Annotated in this window: 18 protein-coding genes; 4 read left to right on the plus strand and 14 right to left on the minus strand. The window is 37.2% G+C overall.

What is annotated here, in order from left to right; genetic code table 11:
• Positions 1-32 precede the first annotated feature (32 nt).
• The 5 genes from BGI23_RS22190 to BGI23_RS22215 form a co-directional block, all read right to left on the minus strand.
• Positions 33-506: a MaoC family dehydratase gene (locus BGI23_RS22190; protein WP_000914178.1), complete on the minus strand. Its 474-nt coding sequence runs from the start codon at positions 504-506 to the stop codon at positions 33-35.
• A gap of 216 nt (positions 507-722) precedes the next feature.
• Positions 723-1661: a malate dehydrogenase gene (gene mdh / locus BGI23_RS22195; RefSeq protein ID WP_000153232.1), complete on the minus strand. Its 939-nt coding sequence runs from the start codon at positions 1659-1661 to the stop codon at positions 723-725.
• A 19-nt stretch (positions 1662-1680) separates the two neighbouring features.
• Complete coding sequence (gene icd / locus BGI23_RS22200; protein ID WP_000206898.1) at positions 1681-2973, minus strand: NADP-dependent isocitrate dehydrogenase; 1293 nt, start codon at positions 2971-2973, stop codon at positions 1681-1683.
• Positions 2974-3133: 160 nt separating this feature from the next.
• Positions 3134-4282 carry a citrate synthase gene (gene citZ / locus BGI23_RS22205; RefSeq protein WP_138321022.1) on the minus strand — a complete coding sequence of 383 codons (1149 nt, stop codon included), beginning with the start codon at positions 4280-4282 and terminating at the stop codon, positions 3134-3136.
• Between the two features lie 387 nt (positions 4283-4669).
• Positions 4670-5131, minus strand: a complete 462-nt coding sequence (locus tag BGI23_RS22215) for a DUF441 domain-containing protein (protein ID WP_000625506.1) — start codon at positions 5129-5131, stop codon at positions 4670-4672.
• Between the two features lie 420 nt (positions 5132-5551).
• On the opposite strand from BGI23_RS22215, the gene ytvI reads away from it, so the two are divergent.
• Complete coding sequence (gene ytvI / locus BGI23_RS22220) at positions 5552-6670, plus strand: sporulation integral membrane protein YtvI (RefSeq protein ID WP_001081397.1); 1119 nt, start codon at positions 5552-5554, stop codon at positions 6668-6670.
• 587 nt (positions 6671-7257) lie between these two features.
• Here ytvI and BGI23_RS22225 read toward each other — a convergent pair.
• The 8 genes from BGI23_RS22225 to dnaE form a co-directional block, all read right to left on the minus strand.
• Positions 7258-7647, minus strand: a complete 390-nt coding sequence (locus tag BGI23_RS22225; RefSeq protein WP_000871625.1) for an FxsA family protein — start codon at positions 7645-7647, stop codon at positions 7258-7260.
• A 198-nt stretch (positions 7648-7845) separates the two neighbouring features.
• Positions 7846-9603 (minus strand): pyruvate kinase, encoded by a 1758-nt coding sequence (pyk, locus tag BGI23_RS22230; protein WP_001232661.1) that lies wholly within the window; start codon positions 9601-9603, stop codon positions 7846-7848.
• 53 nt (positions 9604-9656) lie between these two features.
• The gene (gene pfkA / locus BGI23_RS22235) at positions 9657-10616 is read right to left on the minus strand and encodes a 6-phosphofructokinase (RefSeq protein ID WP_000821163.1); all 960 of its coding nucleotides are present in this window, start codon (positions 10614-10616) and stop codon (positions 9657-9659) included.
• Between the two features lie 128 nt (positions 10617-10744).
• The gene (gene accA, locus BGI23_RS22240) at positions 10745-11719 is read right to left on the minus strand and encodes an acetyl-CoA carboxylase carboxyl transferase subunit alpha (protein WP_000818794.1); all 975 of its coding nucleotides are present in this window, start codon (positions 11717-11719) and stop codon (positions 10745-10747) included.
• Positions 11707-12576, minus strand: a complete 870-nt coding sequence (accD, locus tag BGI23_RS22245; RefSeq protein WP_060632501.1) for an acetyl-CoA carboxylase, carboxyltransferase subunit beta — start codon at positions 12574-12576, stop codon at positions 11707-11709. Before accD ends, accA begins: the two co-directional genes overlap by 13 nt.
• Before the next feature lie 185 nt (positions 12577-12761).
• Positions 12762-13406: a FadR/GntR family transcriptional regulator gene (locus BGI23_RS22250; protein WP_000204431.1), complete on the minus strand. Its 645-nt coding sequence runs from the start codon at positions 13404-13406 to the stop codon at positions 12762-12764.
• A 14-nt stretch (positions 13407-13420) separates the two neighbouring features.
• Complete coding sequence (gene ystJ, locus BGI23_RS22255) at positions 13421-14629, minus strand: NADP-dependent malic enzyme (RefSeq protein ID WP_001970845.1); 1209 nt, start codon at positions 14627-14629, stop codon at positions 13421-13423.
• Positions 14630-14762: 133 nt separating this feature from the next.
• Positions 14763-18089 carry a DNA polymerase III subunit alpha gene (gene dnaE / locus BGI23_RS22260; RefSeq protein WP_070806940.1) on the minus strand — a complete coding sequence of 1109 codons (3327 nt, stop codon included), beginning with the start codon at positions 18087-18089 and terminating at the stop codon, positions 14763-14765.
• Positions 18090-18131: 42 nt separating this feature from the next.
• Here dnaE and BGI23_RS22265 point away from each other — a divergent pair, with 42 nt between their 5' ends.
• Both BGI23_RS22265 and ytrI read left to right on the plus strand, forming a co-directional pair.
• Complete coding sequence (locus BGI23_RS22265; RefSeq protein WP_002003648.1) at positions 18132-18545, plus strand: YtrH family sporulation protein; 414 nt, start codon at positions 18132-18134, stop codon at positions 18543-18545.
• On the plus strand, positions 18542-19045 hold the full coding sequence (gene ytrI, locus BGI23_RS22270) for a sporulation membrane protein YtrI (protein WP_001265726.1): 504 nt from the start codon (positions 18542-18544) through the stop codon (positions 19043-19045). Before BGI23_RS22265 ends, ytrI begins: the two co-directional genes overlap by 4 nt.
• A gap of 51 nt (positions 19046-19096) precedes the next feature.
• On the opposite strand, the gene BGI23_RS22275 is transcribed toward ytrI, so the two are convergent.
• Complete coding sequence (locus tag BGI23_RS22275; RefSeq protein WP_070806941.1) at positions 19097-20029, minus strand: DHH family phosphoesterase; 933 nt, start codon at positions 20027-20029, stop codon at positions 19097-19099.
• A 238-nt stretch (positions 20030-20267) separates the two neighbouring features.
• Between BGI23_RS22275 and BGI23_RS22280 the strand changes: the two genes are divergently transcribed.
• A complete protein-coding gene (locus BGI23_RS22280) occupies positions 20268-20573 on the plus strand; it encodes a YtpI family protein (RefSeq protein WP_001144775.1) in 306 nt (101 codons plus the stop codon).
• The last annotated feature ends 2 nt before the right edge of the window (positions 20574-20575 follow it).

Below are 20575 nucleotides of genomic sequence, written 5' to 3' on the forward strand. Positions count from 1 at the left end.
AGGTATGCTAGCGCTATTCACATTTTCATGTTTTAAAAATTATCTAATGCTTTTTCCATAATAGAGACTGATTTGTAAGGTGGCGTTACTGTTAATGAGCCTTTCACAACAGTATCCCCTTTTTCATCATGAGCAGATACAAGCATATCAATTGTATGTTCCTCCTCAGAAACAGCCACAACTTCAAAGTGGATTTGTAACGTTTCATAATGGTGAACATGCTTCACGAACGTAAGGTCCTTTCTCGTAATATGACTACCTGGACCTGGTAAATATTTCGTAACTGCCGTTGTAATCATTCCAGTTAGCATAATGCTTGGTACAATCGGCTTTTCATACGGAGTTTGGGATGCGTAATCATGCTGAATATATAATGGATTGGCATCATTCGTTAACCCTAAGTACAATAACAAATCTTTATCCTCAATTTTTTCAGTGATAGATAATTTCTCTCCTACTGTAATTTCATCCATTTTACGACCAATTTGAACTTTTTTCTTTAACATGTTACAACCCCCTCCGATTTTTTCACCTTATTATCCTACTAAAAGCGATACTTGATCCGACATTTACTATGATGAGGGCAATGTATAGTATAAATCTACAGTTTCATTATAGGATATTACAAATGATAGCGTTTTCATGTTATTTCAAAAAAACATTTGTATAAATAGTAGAAAAAGATTCGGGGCCCCGAATCTTTTTCTACTTATATTTAATGATTAAACAAGAACCTTCATAACATTACGTACAGATTCTACAGAGCGATCTAACGCTTCTTTTTCATCTGCAAGAAGTTCTAATTCAATAATTTTTTCAATTCCGTTACCACCTAGAATTACTGGTACCCCTAAGTAAAGGTCACTATAACCGTATTCACCTTCAAGGTACGCAATAGCCGGTAATACACGGCGTTGATCTTTTAAGATTGCTTCTGTCATTTCAACTAAAGAAGCAGCTGGTGCGTAATATGCACTACCGTTTCCTAATAAGCCTACAATCTCGCCGCCACCTTTACGGGTACGTTCTACGATTGCTTCTAAACGCTCTTTCGGAATTAACGTTTCTAACGGAATGCCACCTGCATATGAATAACGTACAAGAGGTACCATATCGTCACCGTGTCCACCAAGAACAAATCCTGTAATGTCTTTCACAGAAAGATTTAATTCTTGTGCGATGAATGTACGGAAACGAGCTGTATCTAATACGCCCGATTGACCGATAACACGCTCTTTCGGGAATCCAGCTTCTTTAAATACAGAATATGTCATTGCATCAACTGGATTTGTTAATACAACAATAATCGCATTTGGTGAATGTTTTGCAATGTCGCGCGTAATACTTTTCATAATTTTGGAGTTTGTTGCTACTAAATCATCACGGCTCATACCAGGCTTACGTGCAATACCTGCTGTAATCACAACAACGTCAGAATCAGCAGTATCTGCGTAATCAGATGTTCCAATAATGTTAGCATCAAAACCTTGTACTGGGCTCGCTTCTAACATATCTAACGCTTTCCCTTTTGTTGGATTTTCCAGCTGTGGAATGTCCACTAATACAACATCTGCAAGTTCTTTTTGTGCTAATAAGAATGCTGTTGTTGCTCCTGTAAATCCTGCACCGATGACTGAAACTTTCTTGCGTTTGATTGTCATAATTTACCCCCCGCTTTAATTATGCGTTTTTGATTATCGCTACATCCATGTTTTTAATAAGTTCATTAGCGAACTCAGAACATTTCACTTCTGTTGCACCTTCCATTAAGCGTGCGAAATCATAAGTTACTACTTTTGAAGCAATTGTTTTCTCAACAGAAGCAGTTACTAATTTCGCAGCTTCGTTCCATCCTAAGTGTTCTAATAATAATACACCAGAAAGAAGAACTGAAGATGGGTTTACTTTATCTAAACCTGCATATTTTGGAGCTGTACCGTGCGTAGCTTCAAAGATAGCATGTCCAGTTACATAGTTAATGTTTGCACCAGGTGCAATACCAATTCCACCTACTTGTGCAGCAAGTGCATCAGAGATGTAGTCTCCGTTTAAGTTCATTGTTGCAACAACATCGAACTCACGTGGACGAGTTAAAATTTGTTGTAAGAAGATGTCTGCAATAGAATCTTTTACGATGATTTTTCCAGCCACTTCAGCGTCTGCCATCGCTTTATTCGCTGCATCTTTACCATCTTTCTCAACGATACGATCATATTCAGCCCAAGTAAATACTTTGTCGCCGAATTCTTGTTCCGCTACTTCGTAACCCCAGTTTTTGAAAGCACCTTCTGTAAATTTCATAATGTTTCCTTTATGAACTAATGTAACAGAAGAGCGTTTTTCGTTAATTGCATATTGAATTGCAGCACGAACAAGACGCTTTGTCCCTTCTTCTGAGATTGGTTTAATACCAATACCAGATGTTTCTGGGAAGCGGATTTTATTAACACCCATTGCTTCTTTTAAGAAAGCAAGAACTTTTTCTGCTTCTGGAGATCCTTGCGCATATTCAATTCCAGCATAAATGTCTTCTGTATTTTCACGGAAAATAACCATATCAGTATCTTCCGGACGTTTTACAGGTGAAGGAACACCTTCAAAATAACGAACTGGACGTAGACATACATATAAATCTAATTCTTGACGAAGTGCTACGTTTAGAGAACGAATACCACCGCCAACTGGAGTTGTAAGTGGACCTTTAATCGCGATTAAATATTCACGAATTAAATTTAAAGTTTCTTCTGGTAACCACTCGCCTGTTTGGTTGAATGCTTTTTCCCCTGCAAGCACTTCTTTCCAAACGATTTTCTTCTCACCATCATAAGCTTTTTCAACTGCTGCTTCTAGTACACGAGATGCAGCTGCCCAAATATCAGGACCAATTCCATCTCCTTCGATAAATGGAATAATCGGATTGTTTGGTACATTCATAACACCATTAGTTACAGTAATTTTTTCACCTGTCGTCAATGTGATAACCCCCATGTTTGAAATTTCATATGTATGAAACTGAGGGAATAACCCCTCAGTTCAAACCGTTAGTCAAATTAAAATATTCTAATCATTACATCTTTCCGAAAAAATCAGACTTTTGAAAGCGTATTTTCACTATCAAAATAGTGTTATTCGCTTATCGTTGTGCAATTGGAACATACACTTGATGTGTTGGTCCATTATAATCAGCACGCGGACGGATTAAACGGTTATTTTCATATTGTTCTAGAATATGAGCTAACCAGCCTGACATACGGCTAATTGCAAAAATAGGTGTAAATAAGTCATGGTCAATTCCTAAACAATGGTATACAGAAGCTGAATAGAAATCAACATTTGGTGGAAGACCTTTTTCTTTTGTTACAATGTCTTCAATTTTGATAGACATATTATACCATTTCTCTTCTCCTAAAAGCACGCATAATCTCTTAGACATTTCGCGTAAATGTTTTGCACGTGGATCACCATGCTCATATACACGGTGGCCAAAGCCCATAATTTTCACTTTATTTTGAAGAGCATTATGAATATATGATTCTACATTTTCTTCTTCGCCAATTTCAGTTAACATCTTCATTACATTTTCATTTGCCCCGCCGTGAAGAGGACCTTTTAACGCACCGATTGCTGCTGTAATGCCAGAATATACATCTGAAAGTGTAGCTACACAAACGCGTGCAGTAAATGTAGAAGCGTTTAACTCATGATCTGCGTGAAGTACAAGTGCCTTATCAAAAGCTTCAATTTCAACTTCATTTGGCTCGCGATCATTTAACATGTACAAGAAGTTTGCAGCTAATGATAAATCATTTCTAGGCTCAACAACATCTAAGCCTTTACGGATTCTTGCGTAAGCAGCAACTAAAGTTCCCACTTGAGCCTGTAATTTAACCGCTTTCAAATAATTGGACTTTTCATCCATAATTTCAGCGCTCTCATCGTATAATGATAGCATGGAAATTGCAGTTCGTAAAACAGACATCGGATGTGCGATTTTTAAATCTACTTGTTTCAAATATGCTAAAATCTCACCTGGAACTTTATAGTATTCCGATACAATCTCCTTAAATTTCGCTAGTTCTTGCTCGTTAGGAAGCTTGCGATGCCATAATAAGTACACTACTTCTTCAAATGTAGCATTCTCAGCTAAATCATCAATATTATACCCAACATAAGTTAATGTATCATCAATAATAGAGCTCACAGATGATGTTGTTGCTACTACCCCTTCTAAACCTCGAATAACAGTCATGACATTCTCTCCTTTTCCTGAAAATTCTCCCAACCTTGCTCCTTATATCTATTTGCTTCCCTTTTGAATTATGAACGCCCGTTCACTCTTTAGGCAAGCAAAATGCACGATCATGCAAATTTGTTGCGATGTTCCCCTCTTATTGTCCATTGTTTACATGGAAAGCATGAGCGTGAATGTCTCCCCGAATCCTCACGCTCAAAACAACAAGTTAGTGAGGAAAATGAATTCCGAAGAGTTTTATGATAAAAACAACATAAAGCAATATCATTATAAAATTGTTTTATGTTGTTTTTATTTTATCTGGTGTAAAGTCTCTGCTGTTATGTAACTTTTCAAAGTTTCTAATCCTATTATAAACAATTATCTGACTTTTGTGAACAGAAAGAATTCAAAAATTTTATATTACTATAAAATTCTTTATTTAAACATCTGTATAATGTTCATAACTGCATAGGCAATTCCAGCCCCAATTAATGGACCTACAGCGACCCCATTAAATAAAGCAACTGCTATAATTGTCCCGAAAACGAGTGCAGTTGTAATATGAGGATCTGTCGTTAATAATTGTACGCCACCTTTCGCTAACAGAGCAACTGCTACCCCTGAAGCTAAAGCAATCCATGCATAATACGATTTCGCTGCTTCCCCAAGTTGTTTAAAACCTATTTCCCCCGTTGCAATCGGTACGAGTACTGCTATTGTAATAACCGTAACACCGAGGTTAATCCCTTTCGTTTGTAGATAAGGGAAGACTTTATCTCCTAGAAACGTAAATTTCAATAGAAATAACACACCAATAGCTACAGTAAGCGATTGGTTTTTCGCAATAAGTCCTATAATAAGTAGTATGAATAAAAATAACGTTGACTGACTAATCATGTTTGCACTTCCTTTCTGAAAATAATGAACTCATTTCCAAACCAAAATACCTTTAAACCTATCGTTATACATGCTATATCGATGCCTATCCAACATGAATCACTTCATTTTTTTATGCATTTTAAAATGAAAAACTGAGACTTTCACCATCCAAATGTAAGCATGTATACATTTTAAAAAACGGGCGTCTCTCCTTTCTTTTCTAATTAGAAACAGGTAAAATAAAAAGAAGAGAAAATGAAGTTTTTACCATATAGTAGAAGCATCAACAGCAAGCTTTCACAGTCACTCACATACTGAAAAAGCAGGAAAAATCCATCATTCCACTATAACATAAAGTGAAACTTTAATCAGTGGGGTACACTCGTTATAAGTTGAACGAATTAGGATAATCCAAATTGGAATGGGAGGTATACATCTTTGAATCGAAACTTACTATATATGATATTGCGACTCGTATTTGTCATTGTAGCTACGGTAGCCGGGTTCTATGCATTACTATATATGTCAGGACTTATCTATCCTTTTATTATCGCTTTCGCATTTGCTTATTTGATTAATCCTGTCGTCAATTTTCTTAATCAAAAACTACAATTTCCCCGCGCACTCGCAGTACTCGTTAGCTTAATTCTCGTATTTGGAGCTATCGTCGGACTCGTTACATACCTTGTAACAGAAGCAATATCTGCTACAACATACTTACTACAACTTGTTACAGTAAAATTTCCGGATATCGTTGCATTCGCTCAGCAGTTTGCACTTAATCATATTATGCCTCTCTACGATGATTTAATCTCTAAATTTAATCATCTTGGGGAACCGCAGCGCTATACGATTACACAAAACATTCAAAACTTAGGAACCGAAGCAACGACGCAAATGAAAGAACTTTTAACCGCTATTATAAGCGGGTTAACAAATTTCATTAGTGCACTACCAACTACTTTAACTGTACTTGTATTTGTTTTATTAGCCACTTTCTTCATTAGTTACGATTGGCATCGTCTTGCTCAGAAAGTAAGAAAGTTTTTGCCCAACCGTGTTCATGGCTATGGAAAAACTATTTTTGTGGATTTAAGAAAAGCTTTATTCGGTTTTGTTAAAGCACAACTTACACTCGTATCTATGACAACTGTTATTGTACTAATCGGACTTTTAATATTACGCGTACCATACGCCATTACTATCGCGATTATTACAGGGGTTGTAGATTTACTCCCGTATTTAGGAACAGGAGCTGTCTTCGTTCCTTGGGTTATATACGTATTTTTCACTGGCGACACTGCTTTCGCCATCGGTCTTCTCATTTTATACATCGTCGTGATTGTCCAAAGGCAAATTATGGAGCCAAAGGTACTTTCATCTAATATCGGCCTTGATCCATTAGCAACACTGATTGCTCTATTTGTCGGCTTTAAGCTCTTTGGCTTCTTAGGATTAATCATCGGTCCAGTCACCTTAGTACTACTTAATACATTACACAAAGCTCGTGTATTCCATGATTTGTGGAAATATATTAAAGGCTCACCTTCAAAATAATAGTTTCTAATTCATACACAACCAAAAACTTACATATAATCAGTGGAAATTCCCCACTGATTATTCCTTGTACTTATTTTTCATACTCATTACACACAACAAGAGAATTACCCTAAAAACAGGATAATTCTCTTGTTTTTCGCATAAAAAACGCATATTTCGTGGTATTTTTACATATTTATTCTATTTAATTTATAATTATTGCTTACATTTATTACTTTTTATGTAAATGAATAAATATACAAATCGGCATAGAATGAGACTTAAACTGACCATTTACCTATTCTTATTTAACTTTTTTCATTCCAATTCATTCTTTTTTACATACAAAAACAATCTTAAGTTCAGATTCCCACTTTAAACACACTGATTCAGAGCTAATAACTCCCAAATCACATATCCAATCGAAAAAATACACAACAAATACAACAAAGTAAAACTTTAATCTACAAGGATCCTATCCCCATCGATTATCAACCGTCACATTCACCGCATATTAAAACACATCTTTCATTAACTGAACTTTAACCACTCTCTCATCCTTTTACAGACAAAAAAATAGTGCTTAGATCGCTATAATCTAAGCACTATTTCTGCACAATAATAGTTGAGTTTTTTCTAAACTTCCATTCCATCCACTTCATAACAAACGGCTTCAATAAAGCCCTCGTCATAGGGACAACAAAGATGAAACCTATTATATCCGTTACATATCCAGGAAGCACCAAAAGAATACCTCCTACAAAGATAAAAATACCATCTAAAACCGCCGCTCCTGGCATTTCTCCTCTATTCAACTTAGATTGAATCTCTCCAAGTACTTTAAACCCTTGTCTTTTCGCCAAATATACACCTACAACACCTGTAAATACGATCATAGCGAACGTAGACCACAAACCTATTACATGACTCGATCCAATTAAGACTGTAATCTCAATAGCCGGTATTAATATAAACAAGAATAGTAACCACTTCATAGTTCTACACTCCTTTCATATCCCATCACTTTAAACACCCTCACAACGTCCATATACAGCATATAAAAGCCAAACGCACTTTCCCATCAAACTTCATAATAAATAGCTTTTAAAAGTAATTTCAGACGTTTTAAGCTAGTTTCACCTCATTTTTGTGTAAAAAAAAGAGAAGGACTCCGATCCTTCTCTCCGTATTACTTATAGCACTTCCGCATGTCCATTATAAACAATTCCGCGTGCTGCATCAACTGTTACTTCTTGGCCATTTTTTAAAGTTGCTGTTACGCCGTTTACACCAACGATAACAGGAATACCGATTGATACACCTACAACAGCCGCATGGCTTGTTAGGCCGCCTTCTTCTACAACTAGAGCAGCAGCTTTTTCAATTGCAGGAATCATATCTTTATCAGTGCTTGTTGTAACAAGGATATCACCTTCGTTTACGTTTGCTACAGCTTCAGCAGCTGTTTTCGCTACAACTACTTTACCTTTTGCAGCTTTACGACCGATCCCTTGTCCTTTAGCAACTTCTTCACCAACAACGTGGATTTTCATTAAGTTTGTTGTACCAGTTTCAGCAACCGGAACACCAGCAGTGATTACTACAGTGTCTCCAAGTCCGATTAGACCTGCATCCATACCTGTTTGAATCGCTGTATCTAACATTTCGTCAGTAGAAGCTGCGCGCTTCTCAGCCATAAATGCTTGTACACCCCAAACAAGTGCAAGACGACGTCCTACTTGCTCGTCAGATGTTACAGCTACGATTGGAGATTTTGGACGGTATTTAGAGATCATTTTCGCAGTATATCCACTTTCTGTTGGAGCTACGATTGCAGCTACATCAAGAGCAAGTGCTGTATGCGCAACAGATTGGCTAATTGCATCTGTAATTGTTGGAGTGAACTCTTTAATACGTTTTTTGAACATATCTTCATATTGTAATGATTTTTCAACACGTACTGCAATGTTAGCCATCATTGTTACTGCTTCTACTGGGTATTGTCCAGCAGCTGTTTCACCTGAAAGCATGATTGCGTCTGTACCATCGAAGATTGCGTTAGCTACGTCACTTGCTTCCGCACGAGTTGGACGTGGGTTACGTTGCATAGAATCTAACATTTGTGTTGCAGTAATAACTGGTTTACCTAACACGTTACATTTTTTGATTAGACGTTTTTGTACTAATGGTACTTCTTCTGGTGGAATTTCTACACCCATATCACCACGAGCTACCATTAAACCGTCAGAAACTTCTAAGATTGAATCGATGTTGTCGATACCCTCTTGGTTTTCGATTTTTGGTACGATTTGGATGTATTGAGCGTTATGCTCTTCTAATAATTCACGGATTTCTAATACGTCAGCTGCTTTACGTACGAATGAAGCTGCGATGAAATCAACTTTTTGCTCGATACCGAAGATGATATCTTTTACGTCTTTTTCAGTGATACCAGGAAGCTTAATGCTTACGTTTGGTACGTTAACACCTTTTTTATTTTTTACAGTTCCGCTGTTAAGAACTTTTGTACGGATGTTTCCGTCAGCTTTTTCGATTACTTCTAGCTCGATAAGACCGTCATCGATTAGAATGCGAGAACCTGGGTTTACATCGTCATAAAGACCAGCATAAGATACAGAGAACTTCTCTGCAGTACCTAATACTTGCTCAGTAGAAATAACTACTTCTGCACCTGTTACAAGCTCAGCTTGTCCGTCTACGAAGTCGTGAGTACGGATTTCTGGACCTTTTGTATCAAGTAAGATACCAACTGTTTTACCAGTTTTCTTTGAAGCTTCACGAATGTTTTTAATACGAGCGCCGTGTTCTTCATGGCTACCATGAGAGAAGTTTAAACGAGCAACGTTCATACCTGCTTCGATTAATTGCTCTAATTTTTCAATACTTTCACTAGCAGGACCTATAGTACATACAATTTTAGTTTTACGCATATTGCACCTCCGAAAATTATGAAACCGTTCCCAAATATCCGACATTACGCCGATTAGATGGATAATTCTTTAGATAATTGATACATATCTTTATCGATTGTATGCTTTTGAGCTAACGCTTCGATAATATCATGATCAACAAGTTTGTTATCTTGAATACCGACACAACGTCCACCTTTACCAGCAATTAATAATTCAACTGCTCTTGCACCAAGACGGCTTGCTAATACACGGTCTTGTGCACTTGGTGATCCACCACGTTGTACGTGACCTAATACAGTTACGCGAGTATCAAAGTTTGTTGCTTCTTCAATGTGCTTACCGATGTCAATTGCACTTCCAACACCTTCAGCTACAACGATAATACTGTGTTTTTTACCACGTTCACTACCGCGCTTCAGACGAGCGATAACATCTTCCATGTCATACTCTTCTTCTGGAATTAAGATTGTTTCCGCACCATCAGCTAAACCAGCCCATAATGCGATATCACCAGCGTGACGTCCCATTACTTCGATAACATATGTACGTTCATGAGATGTAGCTGTGTCACGAATTTTATCAATTGCATCAATAACAGTGTTTAAAGCTGTATCGAAACCAATTGTGAAGTCTGTTCCAGGGATATCATTGTCAATTGTACCTGGTACACCAACACATGGGAATCCTTGTTCAGTTAATTTTTTAGCGCCTTGGTAAGAACCATCTCCACCAATAACAACAAGTCCTTCGATACCGTGTTTCTTTAATTGCTCGATACCTTTTAGTCGTACTTCTGGGTCTTTAAACTCAGGACATCTTGCTGTATATAATTTCGTACCACCGCGGTGGATAATATCGCCAACAGAACCTAGTTCTAATTTTTCAATGTGACCAGAAATTAATCCAGCGTATCCATGGTAAATACCATATACTTCAATATCATGGAAAATCGCTTTACGAACAACTGCACGAATGGCAGCATTCATACCAGGTGAATCTCCACCACTTGTTAATACACCAATACGTTTCATTTGTACTCACCTCATAAAGATTATTTGCCTTATAATAAAATAACACGAAAAAATATAAAAATACAATGGAGAAGATGTGTCTTTTCATAATAAAAACGTGCATTCGCGAAGTGGAACGCACGCTTTTCTTATTTTATCCAAATGGAAGCGTTTGAAAACGAAACTTGCCCAATTTTCATATATTTTTCATAACGTTTTTCGATTAATTCATCTTTCGAAATTCCGTTTAATTGTTCAAAAGTTTTTCTAAGCATTAAATCTATATTTTCTGACTGTTTCAAAACATTACGGTGTGCTCCACCTTTTGCCTCTGGAATAATTTCGTCAATTACACCTAATTCTTTCAAATCTGCCGCTGTAATTCTCATCGCCTCTGCAGCTTCCTTTGCTTTCCCTGCATCTTTCCAAAGAATTGCTGCTGCACCCTCTGGTGTAATAACAGAATAAGTGGAATTTTCTAGCATATGAATGTAATCTCCTACTCCAAGACCTAGCGCACCACCACTACCACCTTCGCCGATAACGATACAAATAACAGGCACCGTTAAGCCTGCCATTTCAAATAAATTGCGGGCGATCGCTTCACTTTGACCACGTTCTTCAGCAGCTTTACCAGGATAAGCTCCTTTCGTATCAATAAAACAAATAATTGGACGATTGAACTTTTCCGCCTGCTTCATTAAACGCAATGCTTTTCGATATCCTTCTGGGTGAGGCATCCCAAAATTACGGCGAATATTTTCTTTCGTATCTTTTCCGCGTTGATGCCCGATTACAGTTACAGGCATCCCTTTATACTTCGCAATGCCGCCGACAATCGCTGCATCATCGCCAAAGAGACGATCTCCATGACATTCAAAAAAATCAGTAAATAAGTGCTCAATATAATCGAGCGTTGTCGGTCGTTCTGCATGACGAGCAATTTGAACACGGTCCCATACTTTCATATTGCCGTATATATCTTCCTCTAAATTTTCTAGCTTGTCTTCCAAAATACGAATCTCCTCACTGAAGTCCATCTGGCTGTTTTTCGTATAGTCTTTCAGTTCACGAATCTTATTTCTTAGCTCAACAACTGGTTTCTCAAATTCTAGCTCTGCCATACAGCCATTTCCCCTCCTTGATGAACTTCTAAAATCTTACGAAGCGATTCTCTCATATCATCACGATGTACCACCGCATCTAATTGACCATGTTCTAGTAAGAATTCTGCCGTTTGGAAATCTTCCGGTAGTTTCTCACGCACGGTTTGTTCAATTACACGTCTACCAGCAAATCCGATCAGTGCCCCCGGTTCTGCAAGATTATAATCACCAAGTGAAGCGAAACTTGCTGAAACCCCGCCCGTCGTTGGGTGAGTCATAACAGAAATAAATAATCCTCCTGCATTACTATGCTTTTTCAAAGCTACGCTTGTTTTTGCCATTTGCATTAAACTTAATATCCCTTCTTGCATACGGGCACCACCCGAAGCAGTAAAGATAATAAATGGAACTTGTAAGTCGTATGCCTTTTCAACCGCACGGGCAATTTTTTCTCCTACAACAGAGCCCATGCTCCCCATTCGAAAACGAGAATCCATTACTGCAACAACAACAAGCATGTCATCAATTGTTCCTTCACCAGTTACAACCGCTTCGTTCAATTCAGTCTTCTTACGATCGCTCTCTAGTTTCTCTTCATAATCTGGAAACTCGAGTGGATTTAATGAAACCATTTCTTTGTCATACTCACGGAATGACCCTTCGTCCAATATACTATCAAGACGTTCCCACGCATTCATAGGATGATGATATCCACAATTCACACATACTTTTAAATTTTTTAGAAGCTCTTTCGTATACATGATTTTTTTACATTTCGGACATTTTGTCATAACGCCATCTGGTACATCTTTTCGTACTTGTTCTGAAGGTATTGCAGCGTACTTTTTCTTTTTCACGAATAAATCTCTTAGCACAATTTGACCCCCTTCGTTGAGAGCTAAGGTTAGTGTAAGAAGAAAATTGGGCTAACACCAAAGTTTGATGTTAGCCTTATCTTCTCAATCTGTCTAATAACCTCACTCTTTACGTTTAACTTTAACCGCTACGCGATAGAATGTTTGTCATAACGTGTCATGGTCATTTCGACAAATTTTATACATTACGAGTGAAACTGTATATTCTCTACTAATTCATCGTAAATTTTTAGTGCATCATTTTCTTGTTTTTCTTCCAAAATAGCGTAAAGCTTTCTATACATATCGATAGAATCTCCTGAAACTTTACAAGAAAGCGTTGATACGTAATCATTTACGATCATCCAAATGCGATATAGTAAATAATTATCGACTTGTTCAATAAGTGTTTTAAAGAACGTTTGGTGAAGCATTGGAACTGAGTTTTCATTTCCTTCAAGCACTTGATGTAATTTACTTAGCACTTTAGAAAACATTTCTTTCGGTAAATTACATACAATTCGAATCATATCTTTCTCAAGCAATCGTTTTGTTTGTAATAAATCACGAATTGTTTTCTCATCTTGCAGCAAGAACGGAGCAATCAATTGTACAAGACCGTTATCGTAAAAGTTTCGAATAAACGTCCCTTCACCACGTCTCGTTTCAATTAATCCTACAAGTTCTAAAGCACGCAACGCTTCTCTTACAGAGGAACGTCCTACGTTTAAACGTGAACTTAACTCACGCTCAGACGGCAAACGATCCCCTGCTACCAATCCATCCTCTTCCATAATGGAACGGATTTTTTTTACAATTTCGAGATATACTTTTGTATTTGATGATGTCAATGGAAATTCCTCGCTTATTCTTTACCAATCAGCGCTAATTGTTTTGTTTTCTCAGCAACTTCATTTGGATCTACTTGACGGCGAGCTACTCCTGTCTCCATTGCAGCTTTTGCAACGTAAGCTGCTACTTGAGGCGCTACACGCGCGTCAAATGGTGCTGGAATGATATAGTCTGCATTTAACTCATCTTCTGCTACAAGCTCAGCAATAGCTTGTACAGCTGCCATCTTCATTTCTTCGTTAATTTGTGTCGCATGTACGTCAAGTGCACCGCGGAAAATACCAGGGAACGCTAGTACATTATTTACTTGGTTTGCGAAGTCAGAACGACCCGTTCCAACAACAGCTGCGCCCGCTGCTTTTGCCAATTCTGGCATAATTTCTGGAACTGGATTCGCCATTGCAAAAATAATTGCATCGTCATTCATTGTACGAACCATCTCTTCTGTTAATGCACCTTCTGCAGATACACCAATGAATACGTCCGCACCTTGTACAACATCAGCTAAAGAACCTTCGATACGATTCTTATTTGTATATTTTGCCACTTCATCCTTCACCGGATTCATACCTGTAGGACGACCATCATAGATTGCCCCTTTACGGTCACACATAATAATGTCGCGTACGCCATAGCGATATAAAAGTTTAATAATTGCAATACCTGCTGCACCTGCGCCATTTGCGACAACTTTAATGTCAGACATTTTCTTTCCAACTAGTTTTAGCGCGTTCACAAGACCCGCTACTGTTACGATAGCTGTTCCGTGTTGATCATCATGGAAGATAGGAATATTTGTTTCTTTTTTCAAACGTTCTTCAATAATGAAGCAGTTTGGTGCTGCGATATCCTCTAAGTTAACGCCGCCAAAAGTTGGCTCCATTAATTTTACAGTTTCAACAATTTTATCTACATCGTTTGTATTTAAGGCAATTGGGAATGCATCTACACCAGCAAAGCTCTTGAATAATACAGCTTTACCTTCCATTACTGGAAGAGATGCTTCAGGTCCGATGTTACCAAGACCAAGTACAGCCGTTCCATCTGTCACAACTGCTACCATATTTCCCTTCATTGTATATTCATATACCTTACTTTTATCGTCATAAATTTCTTTACAAGGTTCTGCAACCCCTGGAGAATATGCAAGACTTAAATCTTTTGCATTTTCTACTTTTACTTTTGATACAGTTTCTAATTTTCCTTGATGCACTTTATGCATGTGAAGTGCTTCTTCACGAAGTGTTGACAAACTATCCACTCTCCTCAAATTATTCTTGCTGATATCAATTTCTCCAAGTGGTCTGACCACGAACACTACTACTATAATAATCGAAGTGTAGGGAAATTGTCCATTATATTTTCACAACCACATTTTCTTCCCCGACAATTTCACGAAGTGCTCCTAAACATTCTTCACTTGGGTGAATCGATAAACTTCGTGATAATTGTACCATTTTATGTTCCTTTTCATAATAAATTAGTACTTTCGCAAAACCCGAATAGTCAAACAATATTTTAGTAACCTGATTTAAAAGCTTTTTCTCATATTGAGACGGCAATTTCACGTAAACAGACGCATCTTTCTTTTCTTCATACACATCCATTTCTTCTAACGGATATAGTCCATTTACAATCCATTGCAACTTATGATTTCTAAGCTCAATCATGCCGTCAACTAAAACAATTGCTCCTTCTTGTAACTTATCTGAGAAATGTATATACGTTTCGGGGAAAAGAACTGCTTCCATTTCATCATTTTGATCACAAAATGTAATAAACGCCATCTTTTGCAACTTTTTCGTACGAATCACTCTCACACTTGTTATATACACGATAGCTCTTTGTACTTTTTTCTTATGTCGCATCGCCTGAGCGAGAGATGGAATTTCTAATTCTTTCGCTAACTTCACATACTGCGCTGTCGGATAGCTTGATAAATAAAAACCTAGTACTTCCTTCTCTTTATTTAACTGTTCAATAAAGGAGAGCTCTTCTCCTTGTACGTATTTTGATTTTGGAACAGCATCTCCTAAATCACGTGCAAGATTGGCATACTCTAACGCTCCTTTAAGACTTTTCCATAAATTCGTTCTCGAAACACCGAAATCGTCAAAACATCCAGACCAGACGAACGCCTCTAAATTTCGCTCTGTTACAAACTTCGATGGCATGCGCAGACAAAATTCAAATAAATCTTCAAACATTTTTTTCTCTCGTTCTTCGATTAATGCTGTCACTGTAGCCATTCCGATGTTTCGAATAGAAAGTAAGCTGTAACGTATCGCATTTCCTTCTATTTGGAAATTGTAACCACTTCTCTGAAGAGACGGCGGCAAAACATGAAAACCTTTTCGCTTCGTTTCTCGTATATACTGCACAATCTTATCTTCATTTCCAATTGCACTCGATAATAGTGCCGTCATAAATTCCAGCGTATAATTCGCTTTTAAGTAAGCAAGCTGATATCCAATCATACTGTAGGCTACAGCGTGACTTCGGTTAAAGCCGTAATTTGCAAATCTTACAATTAAATCGTAAATTTTCTCTGCAGATGTCTCGTCATAACCATTTTGTAAACACCCTTGCACAAAATGCTTACGTTCCTGATCTAAAATATCACGATTTTTTTTACTCACTGCACGGCGTAATAAATCTGCTTCCCCGAGCGAGAAGCCCGCCAACTTCGACGCGATTTGCATAATTTGTTCTTGATATACAATTACACCGTATGTTCTTTCTAAAATCGGCTTTAAGTCCGGATGTAAATATTCAATTTGTCTTTTTCCGTGTTTTGATTCAATAAAGGTTGGAATTTGTTCCATCGGTCCTGGTCTATATAACGAGTTAACAGCAACAATATCTTCAAATTCATTCGGCTTTAACCCGCGAAGTACATTTCGCATACCACCTGATTCAAGCTGGAATACACCTGTTGTATCCCCTCTACCTAACAATTGGAATGTCTTTTCATCTTGAAGTGGTAAATTTCTTATATCGATTTCTTTTCCTGTTTTTTGCACGATAAACTTTATAATATTTTCAAGTAACGTTAAATTACGTAATCCTAAAAAGTCCATCTTGAGCAACCCAAGTTCTTCTAATGCATCAGCTGGGTATTGCGTAACATACACATCGTTATGCCCTTCTTGAATTGCAACACTTCCGGTTAATGGCTCTTGGCTCATAATAACGCCAGCTGCATGAATAGACGTATGACGTGGTAAGCCCTCTACACGTTTTGCAATTTCAAACACACGCTCATGCAAAAGATTCCCTTGTATAAACTCACGGAGTGATTGCGATTCCTCATATGCATCTTTTAACGTTATACCAAGCTTTGATGGAATAAGTTTTGAGAATATATCAATATCTCGCGGCGGAAGCCCCATTACACGCGCAATATCTCTAATTGCCGCTTTCGCTGCCAACGTCCCAAACGTTACAATTTGTGCAACACGAAGCTGACCATATTTATCTTTCACATATCGAATCATCTCATCACGTCTTATATCTGGAAAATCGATATCAATATCTGGAAGTGTCACACGTTCGGGATTTAAAAACCTTTCAAATAATAGATCGTATTCAATTGGATCAATATCTGTAATTTCTAATACATAAGAAACGAGTGATCCAGCCGCCGATCCACGTCCTGGTCCTGTTAAAATATGATTTTCATGCGCATACTTCATAAAATCCCATACGATGAGGAAATAATCACTAAACCCCATACTAGAAATCACGTTTAATTCATGATTCAAACGGTTTATATGTACTTCTTTCGGCGTACCATAACGTTTCTGTAACCCTTCTTCACAAACGCGGCGCAAATACGTGTCATTCGTCTCGTTCGCTGGAACAGGAAATTTCGGTAATTGATTTACATGAAACGGTATTTCTACTCTGCAACGTTCTGCAATTTCTACTGTGTTATAAATCGCTTCTTCTACGTGAGAAAACAGTGCTTCCATTTCATCTGATGATTTTAAATAATATTGATCTGTTTTCAGCCTCGGCCTATCTGGATCCGTCATTTTCGTTCCACTTTCAACAGATAATAAGCATTCATGAACAAGTGCGTCACTTTGATTGATGTAGCGTACATCGTTTGTTGCAACGACTGGAATATTTATCCTACTCGTAAATTCAGGTAATTTCTCTTGCAGAAGCAGTTCATCTTGAATCGCATGATGCTGTAAACTCATATAAAAATTACCGAACATACTTCGATACATGCGAGCTACTTCTTCAGCTTGACTCTCTTTGTCTTCTAATAATAATTGTTCAATTTCCCCATCTTTACCTGGTGAAATTGCAATTAATCCTTTCGCATAATGTGCAAGCCATTTCTTAGGAATACCTTCTTTTGACTTCGTCATAATGCTACTAGAAATCTTTAATAAATTTTGATAACCTATTTCATTTTCAGCAAGTAAGACAAGCGGATAAGACTTTTCTTCTTCTTCACTAAAAATAGAAGCTGTTACGCCGATAATAGGATGTATACCATGTTTCTTACATGCTTTATAAAACGGAATAACGCCATACATAACATTTTCATCCGTAATAGCAAGTGATGAATAACCGAGCTCTTTCGCCCTAACTACAAGTTCATCAATTTTACAAGCACTTTTTAATAAACTAAAAACGGTTTGACATTGTAAATGCACAAACTTCACTGTTGTACCCTCTCTTTACCTATTTGACTACTTTTATTATAGGTGAAGAGGAAAGCGGAAATCAAAACATACTTCTTATACTTTGTCCATATATATGAAGAAGAAAGGGGAATGACGATGGATGTAAGAGAACATACTTTTTTCTCTCTGCTTATTATTAGTTATTTTATTGCCTTTGGGGTTATACTTGGTGGTTCATTAATTGGTGGATTTGGTGCATTTCTTATCGGAAAACCAACTCTAACTTACATTAATCAATTCGCCCAAAATTTAAGAATTTGGGCACTCGTTGCAGCGATTGGCGGAACATTTGATACTTTTTATAGCTTTGAAAGAAGTTTCTTTGGCGGGGATATGAAAGATATCGTAAAACAAATTCTCCTTATTTTTTTCGCAACGGGTGGTATGCAAACTGGTCTTATTATTATTAAATGGCTAACGCAGGAGCATGTATGAGAGTACCAAGTGCCAATACAGCAAAAAAATGGTATTTAGTTTTAGCTGGTGCTGCTGTTGGAGGCGTGTTGAGCTGGTTTATTTTTTTGTACATATACGGTGTTTTTCAAGAAGAACAAGCTAGTAAAATAGCAGAACAAAGAGAAATTATAGAAAAACAAGAAGCAAAGCTCCACGTCCTTCTCGAAGATCAAGAAAAATTGAATACTGAAAATAAACGGCTCTTAACCATTCAAGAGATTAAAATAAAACTTATAAATCGAGAAAAATACGATTTAGACAATCTTACACTCGAAAATATGACTACATCTATCCATAATGACCTCCAGCATCTTTTAACGAAAAACATACAAAGTATCGCAAAAAATAAAGACCTACTCAAAAAGGTAATCGAAAACAAGACGTACAAACATTACGATCGGCTATACCGGTTTAAAGTCGATACAATATCTTTTGATACCGTGCTTGAAATTAGCATTACGATAGAGAAAGAAAAATAAAGAAGGAGGGCTTTAGCACCACTCCTTCTTTTCGTTCTAACATATAATTTCTTATTTACAAATCTCACGTAAATCAGCAAATAGACGATCCGCTTCTTCCCAAGAAGATGCTTTTGCACCAGAAGCCATCGGATGTCCTCCGCCGTTATATTGCATTGCTAATTTATTTATAACTGGTCCTTTTGAACGAAGGCGAACACGAATCACATCGTCTTCCTCTAAAAATAGAACCCATGCCTTTAATCCATCAATATTACCAAGTGCTCCAACAACGCCAGATGCCTCAGAAGGAAGTACATCAAATTCTTCTAATACTTCTTTCGTTAATTTAATGTAAGCTGCTCCTTCTTCTACCATCGTAAAGTTTTGTAAAATATAACCGTTTAAACGAGCGATTTTTTCTTTTGTCTTATACATTTCATTGTATAAATCTGTGAATTTCACACCCATGTCAACAAGCTCACTTACGTAACGAAGTGTTTTTGCTGTTGTATTCGGGAATAAGAAACGACCTGTATCTCCAACAATACCTGCTAAAATAAGACGAGCTGCTTCTTTTGTTATCTGTAATCCTTTATCTTTTCCATACGTGTAAAACTCATAAATCATTTCACTTGTAGAACTTGCTGTCGTATCTACCCACGTAATATCTCCGTATGGATCTTCATTTGGATGATGATCAATTTTAATTAACATCTTCCCTTTTGCATAGCGTTGATCGTCAACACGTTCTTGGTTCGCAGTATCACATACGATAACAAGTGCATTTTCATATACACTATCTTCAATATCATCCATTACTCGTAAATATGCAAGTGACGGTTCATTGTACCCAACCGTATAAATATTTTTCTCTGGAAACGATTCTTGTAGAATTGTACTAAGACCGCCCTGCGAACCTAACGCATCTGGATCCGGACGCACATGACGATGAATAATAATTGTATCAAACTCTTTAATTGCTCCTAAAATTTGCTCATGCATATGTATAATCTCCTTTTTATTCAACTTCTTCACTTCAACGTGCAGTAAAAGCCCAATGAATGTGGGCTAATCATTAGCGCGGAAACATCCCCACACTAATGAAAGTCTCACTTTATCCTCCATTATAACGGAAAGTATTTCATACATGCGAACAATTGCTTTATAATAAAAATTAGAAAGTTTAGATATTTCTTTTTTCTCCACTATTATTTTTCACAAAACGATGGGAGTGTGTATTATGCCAGTATTAGTCTTCTGTATTATCGTCTCATTTATGTTGTACCTCTTCTACAAAACAAAATACTTTCGTACAAACCGCCCAATGGAGAAAGGTTGGCTCTCAGGAAAATCCGCAATGGCACTCGGTTCATTCGTCTTATTCTTCGGGATAAATCAATTCTTTTTAGAACTTTCAACCGCTCGTATTATCGTTGGTGTCTTATTTGTTCTATTTGGTAGTGCAAGTGTATTTAATGGATTTCGCCAATATAAACATTTCTTACCATTAGCAGTTAAAGAAGCAGAAGGCTATGAAGCAACGTAAAA

Origin of the sequence: Bacillus sp. ABP14, assembly GCF_001831375.1 — a bacterium.
Lineage (GTDB): Bacteria > Bacillota > Bacilli > Bacillales > Bacillaceae_G > Bacillus_A > Bacillus_A paranthracis.

Coding starts and splice junctions, on each gene's coding strand:
- mdh (WP_000153232.1), bottom strand. CDS start 1,661: ATGACAATCAAACGCAAGAAAGTTTCAGTCATCGGTGCAGGATTTACA.
- accA (WP_000818794.1), bottom strand. CDS start 11,719: ATGGCAGAGCTAGAATTTGAGAAACCAGTTGTTGAGCTAAGAAATAAG.
- BGI23_RS22280 (WP_001144775.1), top strand. CDS start 20,268: ATGCCAGTATTAGTCTTCTGTATTATCGTCTCATTTATGTTGTACCTC.
- pfkA (WP_000821163.1), bottom strand. CDS start 10,616: ATGAAACGTATTGGTGTATTAACAAGTGGTGGAGATTCACCTGGTATG.
- ytrI (WP_001265726.1), top strand. CDS start 18,542: ATGAGAGTACCAAGTGCCAATACAGCAAAAAAATGGTATTTAGTTTTA.
- BGI23_RS22190 (WP_000914178.1), bottom strand. CDS start 506: ATGTTAAAGAAAAAAGTTCAAATTGGTCGTAAAATGGATGAAATTACA.
- pyk (WP_001232661.1), bottom strand. CDS start 9,603: ATGCGTAAAACTAAAATTGTATGTACTATAGGTCCTGCTAGTGAAAGT.
- BGI23_RS22225 (WP_000871625.1), bottom strand. CDS start 7,647: ATGAAGTGGTTACTATTCTTGTTTATATTAATACCGGCTATTGAGATT.
- BGI23_RS22275 (WP_070806941.1), bottom strand. CDS start 20,029: ATGCATGAGCAAATTTTAGGAGCAATTAAAGAGTTTGATACAATTATT.
- BGI23_RS22215 (WP_000625506.1), bottom strand. CDS start 5,131: ATGATTAGTCAGTCAACGTTATTTTTATTCATACTACTTATTATAGGA.
- ystJ (WP_001970845.1), bottom strand. CDS start 14,629: ATGCATAAAGTGCATCAAGGAAAATTAGAAACTGTATCAAAAGTAAAA.